Annotated in this window: 9 protein-coding genes; 5 read left to right on the top strand and 4 right to left on the bottom strand. The window is 68.0% G+C overall.

The features are described from left to right. Positions 1-110 precede the first annotated feature (110 nt). Positions 111-1,679 (top strand): acyl-CoA synthetase, encoded by a 1,569-nt coding sequence (locus ACG83_RS19035; protein ID WP_054567564.1) that lies wholly within the window; start codon positions 111-113, stop codon positions 1,677-1,679. Positions 1,680-1,692: 13 nt separating this feature from the next. On the opposite strand, the gene ACG83_RS19030 is transcribed toward ACG83_RS19035, so the two are convergent. From ACG83_RS19030 to ACG83_RS19025, 3 genes are all read right to left on the bottom strand, one after another. Continuing rightward, positions 1,693-2,085: a hypothetical protein gene (locus ACG83_RS19030; protein ID WP_054567563.1), complete on the bottom strand. Its 393-nt coding sequence runs from the start codon at positions 2,083-2,085 to the stop codon at positions 1,693-1,695. A gap of 241 nt (positions 2,086-2,326) precedes the next feature. Beyond that, positions 2,327-2,485, bottom strand: a complete 159-nt coding sequence (locus ACG83_RS45435; protein ID WP_161934774.1) for a hypothetical protein — start codon at positions 2,483-2,485, stop codon at positions 2,327-2,329. Continuing rightward, positions 2,482-2,880, bottom strand: a complete 399-nt coding sequence (locus tag ACG83_RS19025; RefSeq protein WP_054567562.1) for a transposase — start codon at positions 2,878-2,880, stop codon at positions 2,482-2,484. Before ACG83_RS19025 ends, ACG83_RS45435 begins: the two co-directional genes overlap by 4 nt. 763 nt (positions 2,881-3,643) lie before the next feature. On the opposite strand from ACG83_RS19025, the gene ACG83_RS47620 reads away from it, so the two are divergent. Next, positions 3,644-9,757, top strand: coding sequence for a DNRLRE domain-containing protein (locus ACG83_RS47620; RefSeq protein ID WP_255354759.1), 6,114 nt, complete (start codon positions 3,644-3,646; stop codon positions 9,755-9,757). Continuing rightward, positions 9,758-10,243 carry a hypothetical protein gene (locus ACG83_RS44315; RefSeq protein ID WP_152991442.1) on the top strand — a complete coding sequence of 162 codons (486 nt, stop codon included), beginning with the start codon at positions 9,758-9,760 and terminating at the stop codon, positions 10,241-10,243. 254 nt (positions 10,244-10,497) lie between these two features. Here ACG83_RS44315 and ACG83_RS19015 read toward each other — a convergent pair whose 3' ends face one another. Beyond that, the gene (locus ACG83_RS19015) at positions 10,498-11,667 is read right to left on the bottom strand and encodes a thiolase family protein (RefSeq protein ID WP_054567561.1); all 1,170 of its coding nucleotides are present in this window, start codon (positions 11,665-11,667) and stop codon (positions 10,498-10,500) included. Between the two features lie 160 nt (positions 11,668-11,827). Between ACG83_RS19015 and ACG83_RS47615 the strand changes: the two genes are divergently transcribed. Then, positions 11,828-11,953: a hypothetical protein gene (locus ACG83_RS47615; RefSeq protein WP_255354758.1), complete on the top strand. Its 126-nt coding sequence runs from the start codon at positions 11,828-11,830 to the stop codon at positions 11,951-11,953. A 4-nt stretch (positions 11,954-11,957) separates the two neighbouring features. Beyond that, the gene (locus ACG83_RS19010; RefSeq protein WP_054567560.1) at positions 11,958-12,821 is read left to right on the top strand and encodes an amidohydrolase family protein; all 864 of its coding nucleotides are present in this window, start codon (positions 11,958-11,960) and stop codon (positions 12,819-12,821) included. The last annotated feature ends 25 nt before the right edge of the window (positions 12,822-12,846 follow it).

The raw sequence follows: 12,846 nt of genomic DNA, 5'->3' as shown, positions 1-12,846 counted from the left end.
GCCAGCCGGCGACCCACCGCCGCACGGCCGCACCATCGACCTGAGCCCGTTCGCCGTTCGCCTGGATACCAGCCGCGCCGCAGCTGGGCCTGGACGTTGGAGGTGCGACGATGTACCCCGGCACGCACGCGACCACCCATCCGGACTCCCCGGCCGTGATCATGAGTGGTACCGGTGAGCGGATCACCTACCGGGAGCTCGACGAACGCTCGCTGCGCCTCGCGCGGCTGCTGCAGGCGCACGGCCTGCGCGAGGGCGACACGGTGGCGATCGTCGCCGAGAACCACGTCCGCTACCTCGAGGTGGTCTGGGCGGCCCTGCGTTCCGGGCTGTACCTGACCGCGGTGAACTGGCACCTCGCCCCCGCCGAGGCGGCCTGGCTCGTCGCGGACTCCGGTGCCCGCGCGCTGATCGCGACGAAGCGGTTCGCCGCGACGGCGGCGGAGATCGCCGCCGAGGTGCCCGCCTGCGACCTGCGCCTGATGATCGACGGAACCGGTCACGGAACCGAGGGCGGCGTCGACGGCTTCGACGACTACGAGACGGCGCTGGCGACCCAGTCCACCGAACCACTGGCCGAGCAGCCCCGCGGCGAGTTCATGCTCTACTCCTCCGGCACGACCGGCCGGCCCAAGGGAATTCGCCGACGGCTCAGCGGCGACCCGGTCGACCGGCCGGCGGGCGGTGGCATCGCCGCCATGGGCACCTTCCTGTTCGGCATGGACGAAAGCTCCGTCTACCTGTGCCCGGCCCCGCTGTACCACGCGGCCAGCCTGCAGTGGGCCGTCTGCGTGCACCAGCTCGGCGCCACCCTCGTCATCCTGGAGAAGTTCGACGCCGAGCAGACCCTGGCCGTGATCGAGCGGGATCGGATCACCCACGTCCAGGTGGTGCCGACGATGCTGGTGCGGCTGCTGAAGCTTCCGGAGAAGGTACGGCTGGGCTACGACACGTCCAGCCTGCGCCGGATCATGCACGCCGCGGCGCCCTGCCCGATCCCGGTCAAGCAGGCCGTGATCGACTGGGTCGGCCCGATCGTCGACGAGTACTACTCCGGGACGGAGGGCTGCGGCGTCACCTACATCAGCTGCGCCGACTGGCTGGACCATCCGGGCTCGGTGGGCCGTGCGCTCGTCGGAATTCCGCACATCTGTGACGACGAGGGCGCCGATGTGCCCACCGGCACGGCCGGGCTGCTGTACTTCGAGCAGGCCGAGGCGCCCTTCGAGTACCACGGTGACCCGCAGAAGACCCGGGACAGCCGGCACCCCGACCACCCGAACTGGACGACCTGCGGGGACATGGGCTATCTCGACCCCGACGGCTACCTGTACCTCACCGACCGCAAGAACTTCACCATCATCTCCGGCGGCGTGAACATCTACCCCGCCGAGATCGAGGCCGCGCTGGTCATGCACCCGCAGGTCGCCGACGTGGCGGTGTTCGGGCTGCCCGACCCGGAGATGGGCGAGTACGTCCACGCCGTCGTGGCGCCGGCCGACGGTGTCGAGGGCACCGACGAGCTCGCCGAGGAGCTGCGGACCTACCTGCGCGGCAGCCTCGCCGGCTACAAGGTTCCCCGCGTCGTCACGTTCCGCGCCGAGCTGCCCCGGATGCCCACCGGCAAGCTCGCGAAGGGCCAGCTCCGGGCGGAGTACCTCCCCGCATCCGCCCCCTGAATCGACACAGTGGCTATTCGGCCGCGAGATTCAGATGCGACTCCTCCCAGGGCTCGATATCTCTGGCCCTTCTGAGCGAGGTGTAGGAAACTCCGCGGATCACGAGTGAAAGCTCAAGCCGGCGGGTGAACAGTTTCCGTACCAGGCGGATCGCGAAGAGGTCGACGGTGAACATCTGGATGAAGTCCATGAGCGCTTCGTTCGGTATGGATTCGAATCTGTATTCCTCGATCATGACTCTTGCATCGTCGAGCCAGGTGGCGACGGTTGCGAACAGCGTGCATCCGTCGCCACGTTCGACGAACAGGTCGACCAGATCGGGATCTCCGAAGGCGTGGTACCACGTCACCAGATCTTCTGGCGGTAATGTGGCCCGCAGGTCGGAGAGGAATTCCGGGATGTCCATTATCGGACCTCATGAAGTAGATTCAGATGAAGTTTCACGGTGCGCCGCCGTGTGATCTCGTCCCGCTGCCGCCGGCGTCGTCCGGGGGGACCGGGAGCGTCTGACCTCGGGTGTTTTTGATCCACAGCTTCTCGAGATTGTCGACGACGCCGTCGTCGAAGCTTCGTCTTGGGCGCCACCTTCATCGACTCTCTCTCCGGCGCGGTATCACACCATCTCCAGCTCAGGCGCAACCTTCAGGTCAGGATGTCCAGGCCAAGAACCTGACGCTGGACAAGGTCTGGGAGGTGAGTTTGCCGCCGGCGTTGTAGGTGGCGGTGAACGTCGTCGGTGCCGATCCGGCTCCGACGTTCAGGCTGGTGACCAGGACGCGGTGCTCGTTCGTCCTGTCGTAGGTCAAATGCGCGTGTCGACCTCCTGGCGCTCTACCGGCGCCGCACCGGCCTGGCGACCATCCGCGCCACCATCGACGGGGCCCGGACCGGGTTCTGTGGTGCGTCCATCGCCGTTGCTGGCACGCAGGGCGCGCAAAACCGCGCGCAGCCTGGCGTTGTCCTCGCTGAGCCGGCGGATCTCCGCCTGCTGGCGATCGGACGTCGACGGTCGCCTCCGCTCGACCTCGGGTTCGGCCTCGGCCTGCCGGATCCAGCCCCGAAGCGCCTCGCGGCTGATGCCGAGGGCGTCCGCGACACTCTCGATCGCCGACCATTCCGAGCGGTGCTGGGATCGGACCTGGGCGACCTGGGCCACCGCCCGGGCTCGGAACGGCGGTGAATATCTGGTCGGACGGCTCATGGATGGACGCTCCTGTGCTCACGAACCGGTTAGGCGCGCATGCGTTTCGGCTTCCAGGTGCTCGCCGTTGCGGAGAAGACGTGATGGACTGCTCCCGGCTTGAACCTGTGGCCACACAGCGGACCTGCAGTTTTCGGCTGCGGACGCGTCCACCCCCCACCCATGTGGGCCGACGGAGCACTATGGCATGAGCTAGGAATCCCGGCTACCGGAACGAGAAAAATTCCGTACTGCTCATGCATTTCCGCAGTTCACGAACCATGGTGGCTCGCCGCCACCTCCTCGGTACGCCGTCCTCCCCGGAAGGGCGACCACACCGACCCGCTCGGCCGTTGGCTGGTAACGACTCTCAGGGATGCGGCCAGCAGATAATTGTTTCAGCCAGGTAACTCACCACTGTGTGCTCCATCTCATAGGGTACGCAGCGTGCCTGGTGTGATGGCTCAGCGTCAGCATTTGCTGGGCGAAATGCCTGTTATGAGCTATTAAGGCGTTGCGTCCGACCTACCTTCCGTGATCAGGCGCCCAGCACCTTCGATGGGCTCACTACCGTCCGTTCCGCTGCCCCGAGTCTCCCGTCCGGGCCACACTTGTCCACCGGTCTTCGCTTCTGCCATTTTTTGGTGCCCATCGCGGTGTTTGGCGGAAGCGGCCATCCGACCGCGCTGTCCTGCTTTTGTTCCAGCGTTTCGCCTGGACGAACGGAGTTGGCGTGCAGCGGCATGGCGTGTTGCGTCGCGGGTGGACATCCCGGTTCTTGTGTGTGCTGTTAGTCGCACTGCTGGCGGCAACAGTCGCCGACTTCCTGCCGACCGGTGGGAAGTCCGCCCAGGCCGCAACTCCGGCTGCGACGCCCGCCCCGGCGCCGGCTGCGACCGGGCCCGCGGAACGTCCGGATTTTGTTTCCGCGCAGCTCACGGCACGCGCGGAAAAGCGCCGTATCGAGGTGACCGGTGAGCGGACGGAGTCGACCTCGACGTTCGTGAACCCGGATGGCACGGTCACCGTCGACTCGTACTCGGGCATCCGTCGGGTGCGTCGAGGGGAGGACTGGGCCGACGTCGACTCGACGCTGGTCCTCGCCGACGGGAAGGTCACGCCGAAGGTCGCGAAGGCGGGCGTCGAGCTGTCGGCTGGTGGTTCGAAGGCCGGTGACGTCGCCACGCTCGTCGACGGTGACCGGGAGATCGCCTTCGGCTGGCCAGGTGCGCTGCCCACTCCGGAGCTGAAGGACAACACCGCCTCCTACAAGGGCGTCGCCAAGGACACCGACCTGGTCGTCAAGGTCTTCCCGACCGGCTACGACGTGCAGATCGTCGCGTACACCCCGGCCGCCGCGCAGGCGGCGCTGTCCCTGCCGATGCGGCTGAAGGGAGTCACCGCCACCCGCACCCCCGGTGGGGAGCTGCGGATGTCCGCCGGCGGGAGGGTGACCGCACGCTCGCCTGTGCCGCTGATGTGGGATTCCCATGTCGACCCGACCAGCAAGCTTCCTGACCGGGTCCGCGACGTCGCCGCGACGCTCGACACCGCGAAGGCGGACAGGCCCACGCTGGCGCTGAAGCCGGACAAGGCCTGGCTCACCGACCCGGCCCGGCAGTACCCGGTGACCATCGACCCGGCTGCCACCCTCGCCGACAACCTCGACACCGACGTCAACAACGTTTACACGACCACGAACTACGACACCTACGAGTACCTGCGGGTCGGGAACTACGCCGGCGCGGCGGTGAACCGGTCCTTCCTGCGCTTCGACGACTCGGCCATCAAGGGCAAGCACGTCACCTCCGCCGTGCTGAACCTGTGGCAGGCGGGATCCGCGACCTGCACCACCCAGCCGACGATCGTGCAGGGGGCCGGCGGGATGGGCGCGGGCACCACCTGGGCCACCCAACCCAGCGCGGACGGGATCACCTGGGGGAGCGCCACCTTCAACAACGGCGGATCGTGCACCTCCTCGGGCGGCACGAACATCGACATCACCGGGCTGGTCGACGCCTGGGCGCACAACGGCTACCCGTCACCGGAAACCCTCACCCTGCGGGCGCCGAACGAGGCGGACGCCAACCAGTTCAAGTACTTCTACTCGGGCGACACGTTCCTCGGCCCGCACATCTCCACCACGTACAACTCGTATCCGGGCACGGTCGCCGGGCGTTTCACCAAGCCGTGCTCGGCGCAGTGCGGCGGCACCCCTGCGATGGTGCTGACAAACACCACCACCCCGACGCTGTCGGGTGGCTCGCTGGACCCCGAAGGCAGCCCCGTCCGGCTTGATTTCGAGGTGTGGAACTCCGCCGGGACGACGATGGTCACCAGCGGGTCGGTGACGGACGTGACGTCGAACTCGGTCGGCTCGTGGACGGTGCCCTCAGGCCTGCTCACCAACGGCACCGCGTACCAGTGGCGGTCGCGCGCCTACGACGGGGTCGACTACTCACAGGCCTGGTCCGGGTGGATCCCCTTCACCGTCGACACCACCGCCCCCGCCGCGCCGACCGGTCTGACCTCCGCGGCCTGGGCGTCCGGGGGCTGGGGCACGGCCACCTCCGGCACCTTCTCCTGGACGTCCCCGGGCGGTGACACCCAGTCGTTCCTCTACGGCCTCGACCAGCCCTCACCGGCCACGGAGACGACGGCGACCACCACCCCGACGCTGAGCCCGGGCGGTGGGCTGCACACCCTCTACCTGCGGACCAAGGACAAGTCGGGCAACCTCTCGTCGGTGGTGTCGTACGGGTTCGGGGTCGGCTCAGGGGCGCTCGCGCAGCCCGCCGAGGGGGCACGGGTCCAGCGGTACACCACCCTGGAAGGGCAGGCCCCCGCGGCGCAGACGAAGGTGACCTTCCAGTACCGGATGGGCACCAACACCGCCACGGCGTGGGTCGACGTCCCGACCACCGACGTGACGGTGGCCGGGACGTCGACCCATCCGACCTGGCCGATGAACCGTAACGGGTCGGGCCTGTTCGACAAGCTAACCTGGGACCTCAACGCCACCCTGACCGGGTTCGGCGCGCCCGACGGACCGGTGCAGGTCCAGGCTTGCTTCCGGGACGCGGCGAACACCGTGTCGTGCGCTCCGCTGCACACTGTGCAGTTCGCCCGGCGCGCGTTCGCCGACGCCGACGCCACCCAGGCGGTCGGCCCCGGCACCGTCGCCCTGCTGACCGGCGACTACTCGGTCTCGTCGACCGACGTGTCGATGCCGACCTATACGGGCGAGCTGACCGTCGGCCGCTCGTTCACCACCCTCGCGCTGGGTGGCACAGCCGGTGTGTTCGGCCCGGGCTGGACGGCGAGCATGCCCGGCCCTGACGCCGGCTCCGCGGACCGCACCCTCACCGACTACACCGCCACCGACGGCTACGCCGCGCTCACCGATGAGAACGGCGTGCAGGACGTCTACGTCCGCACCGGTTCCGGCACCTACCCTTACACCTACAGCGGTGTCGGGGACGTCGCGGCGGACGGGTCGAAGCTGGCGAAGGACTCGGCCACCCAGTTCACCCTCACCGAGGTCGACAGCACCCGCACGATCTACACCGCGCAGACCGTGGGCGGAGCGACGGTGTGGCGGGTCAGCCAGGTCATCGAACCGGGCACGAACACCACCTCCACCTTCACCACCGACTCTTCCGGGCGGACCACCCGCATCCTCGCCCCGGTGCCCGCCGGCGTCACCTGCACCACCCTGGTCGCCGGCTGCCGGGCGCTGATCATCGGCTACGCCGCCTCGACCACCGCGACCGGCACCGGCACCGACCCGGCGACCTGGGGTGACTACACCGGCCGGCTGACCTCGATCGCGATGTCCCTCAACGGCGACGCCCCGGTCAACGTGGCCGCCTACGCCTATGACTCGGCCGGAAAACTGCGCTCGGCGAAGGACCCCCGCACCGGCCTGACCACCACCTACGCCTATGACGCCGCCGGCCGCCTCACGCAGATCACCCCACCCGGGCAGGCGACCTGGACCCTGACCTACGACGGCGCCGCCCGCCTGTACACCGCCTCCCGGCCCGTACCCGGCGGCGGAACCGCGACCCAGACGGTCGTCTACGACGTGGCCGTGACCGGGACGGGGGCGCCGATCGACCTGGCCCCGGCCCAGGTCGCGAACTGGGCGCAGACCGACATCCCGCTGTACGGGGCGGCGGTGTTCCCCGCCAGTCATGTCCCGGCGGCGATCCCGTCCTCGACGGACTGGCCGTACGCGAACCTGACCTACCTCAACGCCGACGGCAAGCAGGTCAACTCCGCCTCCTACGGCAACGGCGCCTGGCAGATCGCCACCACCGAGCACGACGCCAAGGGCAACACGATCCGCACCCTGTCGGCGGAGAACCGCAACCAGGCGATCACCCCGACCGCCGACACCGACATGACCGTGACGGCCCTGACCAGCTCCGCGGCCCGCTCCCAGCAGCTCGACGAGCAGACCGTCTACAGCTCCGACGGGGTTGTCGTCACCGACACCTACGGCCCGACCCACCAGATCGTCGACAACGCCGGCGCCCGCTACTCCGCCCGCCAGCACGTGCACACCGACTACGACCAGGGCGCCCCCTCCTCGACCGACCCGTACCGGCTGGCGACCACGATCACCACCAGCACCCGCCTGGCCAACGGGACCGATGTCGACTCCCGCAAGACCGTGAACGGCTACGAGGCGAAGACCGGCGCAGACCCGTCGACCTCCGGCTGGGCGCTGCGCAAGCCGACGACGGTCGCCACCTGGATGGGCGGCGGCTCCACCCCCGACATCGTCCGCACCACCTACTACAACGCGGCCGGGAACACGGTCGAGTCGCGCCAGCCGAAGGCGAACAGCGCCGGCACCGACGCCTTCACCGGCGTGACCACCTACTACACCGCCACCGGCTCCGGTAGCTGCGTGAACGCCTCCCGCACCGGGCTGGCCTGCACCAGCGGCCCCGCCGCCCAGCCCACCTCGGGCAACCCGCTGCCGGTGTCGACGTACACCTACAACAGCCTCAACCAGGTGCTGACCGAGGTCGAGACGGTCAACAGCACCACCCGGACCACCACCTACGCCTACGACACCGCCGGCCGTAAGACATCCGAGGCGGTCGTGGCGAGCCCGGCCGCGGACGGTGGCACCACGGTCCCCACCGCGACCTACGGCTACGACCCCGCGTCCGGCCAGGCCACGACCACCACCGCGAGCGGGATCACCCTGACCACCGGCTACGACAGCTGGGGCCGGGTCACCTCCCAGACCGACGCCGACGGGAACACCTCCACCACCGGCTACGACATCGACAGCCAGGTCACCACGACGGGCGACGGAAAAGGCACCTACACCTACACCTACGACGGCGCCAGCGAACATCGCGGCCTGGTGACCAGCCTCAACGTCGGCGCCGGAACGGCACCGTCCACGTTCACCGCCACCTACAACGCCGACGGCAAACTCACCACCCAGACCTACCCGAACGGCCTGGTCGCCGCCACCCGCTACGACAACAACGCCGAACCCACCAGCCTCACCTACACCAAAAGCGGAACCCCCTGGCTCACCTTCACCCAGGCCAACTCCATCCACGAACAGATCCGCCTCGACACCTCACCCGTCTCCGCGAAAAACCTCGGCTATGACCTCTCCGGACGCCTCACCTCCGTCGCCGACACCGTCGCCTACGGCGGCCCCGCGAACTGCACCACCCGCGTCTACACCTACGACCCCGAATCCAACCGGACCGCGCTCACCAGCTATCCCGACGCCGGCGGCAGCGAAACAGGAACCTGCTCCACCACCACCACCCCAACCGGCTACGGTTTCACCTATGACCAGGCCGACCGGCTTACCACCACCGGCTACGTCTACGACCTGTTCGGCCGCACCACCACCGACCCCTACCCACCCGCCGGCAGCTCGGCAACCATCGGCTACTACGTGAACGACATGGTCGCCTCCGAAAACGTCGCCGGCACCACCCGCAGCTACGCCCTCGACCCCGCCCGCCGGCTCCGCTCCCAGACCGTCGGCAGCACGACCACAACCAACCACTACACCTCCGCCGGCACCGACAGCCCCGCCTGGATCGGTACGGGCACCACCTGGACCCGCAACATCACCGGCATCGGCGGAGACCTCGCCGCCACCCAGACCGACACCGGCACCGTCACCCTCCAGTTGGCGAACCTCCACGGCGACATCATCGCCACCGTCGACGACACCACCACCGCCAGCTCCATCACCAGCTACAGCGAATCCACCGAGTTCGGCGTCCCTTACTTCAGCTCCTCGGCCTACGCCCGCTACGGATGGCTCGGCGCCAAACAACGCTCCCGCGACACCCTCTCCGGCCTCACCCTCATGGGCGTCCGCCTCTACGACCCCAACCTCGGCCGCTTCCTCTCCACCGACCCCGTCCCCGGCGGCTCCGACAACCCCTACGACTACGCCCACCAGGACCCCTACAACACCTTCGACCTCGACGGACGCATGTTCGGCATCAAATGCAAGGCGTGCCGGCGTGTCTACAACGTTGCAAGATTTGTCAAGAACGCCCGCGTGACCGCCCTAGGATACGGACTGGCGCGCCTGTCGGGAAGCCATTGCAGCTGGCGCGCGAACCTCCAGGTTGTGTGCAGCGGCGGAAAGAGCTGGGCCCACGGTCGCGGGGGCACGACGTATGGGAATGTGTACATATACAGTGGGAGTTCACCCGTCTACCGTTCCCCGAGACGCCTGCGACATGAGAGCCGTCATTCGGATCAGTGGGCCCTGTTCGGTGGACTTGGATTCGCCGCGGCTTACGGTCTTGACTCCGCCCAGAGTGCTCTCCGTGGTGGTCCACGGAAGAGCTACTTCGAGCGATGGGCTGGACTTGGCGACGGAGGATACTGAGTGGCAAAATCCGTGAGATCCACTGCCGTCGCCGCGGCAGTGGCAGGGATATTGCTCGGCGTATGCTCCTGCGCAGTCTTCTTTCCTTCCGATCCGGGAACGCGCAGTACTGACACCGGTGTCATGGTCGACGGAGATCGAGTCCTGTTCCAGCTTCTCCGCTGTCCTAACGAGAACATTGAAAGTTTGACCCTGTATAGCAACACGGATGATCTTGAGAGTTTGTGGCAGATTGATCAAGTGGATCGAGGGGATCGAGCGGACACCTCGATCTTTCGCCTTGGAGGTCCACCGGGCGGATTTACCACGACTGTTCCGTTAAAGGTGTTCGACCGAGGGGATCCGGTAATCTTCGAGGTCTCGACAAACAGGAGGCTCAGAGTCAGCGCTGGCTTCACCATTGAGAGCCTGCGGCCGGGCAAGGTGCTGACCGATAGGGGATTCCAGGATCCGGCAGATTTTGAAGCTCAGACTAGGGATTGTTGACATGGCTCGGAGGTCCGGCGGTGTCTGGTCAGCCCCGATGTGACATCGGGTGGTTTGGTTCCTGGGCGTGGACGGTCATGGATGCTGGCCGGAGCCCCGTCAACAGCAGTCGGAGATCCGCCGGTTCAGCGGCGACCCGCTAAGCGGAGCGAGGCGCCGTACGCCCTGTTGGACAGTCAGGGCGACGCGTGTGCCGCCGAACCGGCCGATCAATGACTGTCATCGGATGGAGGGTCCGGTGACATGAAGAGACGTCAGACGATCTCGATAACCATCGCGGCGCCCATGCCGCCGCCGGCGCACATGGAGACGACGCCGAGGCTCGCGCCGCGGCGGCGCAGCTCGCCGATCATGGTGACGATCATGCGGGCGCCGGTGGCGGCGATCGGGTGGCCGAGGCTCGCGCCACTGCCGTTGACGTTGACGATCGCGGGGTCGAGGCCGAGCTTGCGGATCGCGGCGACCGGGACGGAGCAGAACGCCTCGTTGATCTCGAACAGGGCGATGTCGGAAATGGTCAGCCCGGCGCGGTCGAGGGCCTTGGGGATCGCCAGGGTGGGGGCGAGGCCGGTCAGGGCCGGGTCGATCCCGGCGGTGGCCCAGGAGCGGATCCGGGCCAGCGGGGTGAGGCCGTTGGCGGCGGCGTAGTCGTCGCTGGTCAGGGTGACCGCGGCGGCGGCGTCGTTGAGCCCGGCCGAGTTCGCGGCGGTGACGGTGGGGTTCGGGTAGTCGGGGCGAATCACCGGCAGTTCGGCGAGGCGCTCCAGGGTCGTGCCGCGGCGGGGGTGTTCGTCGGTGTCGAACCGCTTGGTCGTGCCGTCGGGCAGGGTGACGTCCAGTGGGATGATCTCGTCGACGAAGGCGCCGGCGTCGATCGAGGCCAGCGCGCGCTCCTGGGTGTAGACGGTCCACTCGTCGACGTCGCGGCGGGTCAGCCCCATCTCGCGGGCGGTGTTCTCGCCGACGGTGATCGGCATGTCGAACGACGGTGCCTCCGGGGTGTCCGGGTTCGGCGGCGACATCCAGATCTTCTGGTTGCCGTCGGCGTCACGGCGCGAGCCGAGGATCTGGTTGCTGAGGCTTTCGGTGCCGCCGGCGACGACGACCTTCTCCATCCCGGCGCGGATGCCGGCGGCGGCGATCGCGACGGCGCTCAGGCCGGAGGCGCAGTGCCGGTTGGTGGCCAGGCCCGACACGTCGGTCAGGCCGATGCGGACGGCGGTGTGCCGGGCGATCACGCCACCGCCCTGGTAGCTCTCGGCCAGCACGAGGTCGTCGATGTCGCTGACGGGCACGCCGGCGCGTTCCACCACGGCGGGAACGACCGCCTCGGCGAGGGCGAAGGCGTCCAGCCCGACGAGGGAGCCCTTGCGGGCCCTCCCGATGGCGGTGCGGGCGGTCGACACAACAACAGCGTCGGTCACGGGTGTCTCCTCGGGAGGTCTGCGGCGGCACGGCAGGTGCCAGTTCGCAGTTTGAATATTATATTCGACCTGACGACGGCGCCTCCGGTGCTGACAGCCGGCCGGCCAGCTGGTCTGCTGGGCATCGTCGAAGGTCACCGTGACCCGGGAGAGGTGCGGCATGGCGGATGAGGCGCTGCGAGCGTTCGGCGCGGACGACCACCACGAAGCTGATCTGGACCTGACCCGCCGGTCGACGCCCGCCGGCCCTGCCCGCCACCACCTCCCGACCTCCGAAGGATCATGAAGCCATGGCGTTTCCCCTGGGAGTCCCGGTCATCGACACGATGATCGCCTTTCCGACCAAGGACTCCTCCCAGTACGACTTCATCCGGCGTCAGCTCAAGGACTCCGAGTCGAGGGCGTTCGCGTTCCCGGCCGAGTACATGTTCAAGAGCGTGCCGCACGATCTGCCAACGGATGACCCGGTCAGCGTCACCCTGGGCGAGATGGACCGCTACAACGTCGAGAAGGGCCTGATCGGCTGCCGCGGTGAAGCCGCCCAGGTGGCTCTGCGTACCTTCCCGGACCGGTTCGTGCCGAGCGCGACGATCGAGAACCCGTCCGATGTCATGGGCAGTGTTCGCGGTCTGGTCGCCGATTACGAGACCCATGGGGTGAAGGCGGTGGGTGTCTTCCCCGCCGGCACCTTCCCGCAGGTCGCGATCAACGACGAGAAGATGTACCCGATCTACGCCAAGTGCGTCGAGCTGGGGATTCCCATCTTCGTCTGCGCCGGCGTGCCCGGCCCGCGGCTGCCGTTCGCTCCGCAGAAGGTCGAGCTCATCGACCAGGTGATGTACGACTTCCCGGACCTGGTGTTCGTCACCCGGCACGGCTGCGAGCCGTGGACGGAGCTGGCGGTGAAGCTGCTGCTCAAGTGGCCGAACCTCTACTACTCGACGTCCGCCTTCGCGCCGAAGTACTACCCGAAGGACATCATCGACTTCGCGAACAGGCGCGGGGCCGACAAGGTCATCTACGCGGGCTACTTCCCCATGGGGCTGACCCTCGAGCGCATCATGCGGGACATGCAGGACGTCCCGTTCCGCGACGAGGTGTGGCCGAAGTTCCTGCATGAGAACGCCCGCCGAGTTCTGAAACTGGACGCCTGAGCCGGCAGCGGCACGGCAGCTGACG

The organism is Frankia sp. R43, assembly GCF_001306465.1.
Lineage (GTDB): Bacteria > Actinomycetota > Actinomycetes > Frankiales > Frankiaceae > Parafrankia > Parafrankia irregularis.
The sequence above is the reverse complement of the archived record's forward strand: the minus strand, read 5'-3'. Positions and strand labels throughout refer to the sequence as shown.

Bases quoted from the DNA above. Each gene is read 5' to 3' on its own strand.
- ACG83_RS19035 (WP_054567564.1), top strand. From the start codon at position 111: ATGTACCCCGGCACGCACGCGACCACCCATCCGGACTCCCCGGCCGTG.
- ACG83_RS19030 (WP_054567563.1), bottom strand. From the start codon at position 2,085: ATGGACATCCCGGAATTCCTCTCCGACCTGCGGGCCACATTACCGCCA.
- ACG83_RS19025 (WP_054567562.1), bottom strand. From the start codon at position 2,880: ATGAGCCGTCCGACCAGATATTCACCGCCGTTCCGAGCCCGGGCGGTG.
- ACG83_RS47615 (WP_255354758.1), top strand. From the start codon at position 11,828: ATGGCGGATGAGGCGCTGCGAGCGTTCGGCGCGGACGACCACCACGAA.
- ACG83_RS19010 (WP_054567560.1), top strand. From the start codon at position 11,958: ATGGCGTTTCCCCTGGGAGTCCCGGTCATCGACACGATGATCGCCTTT.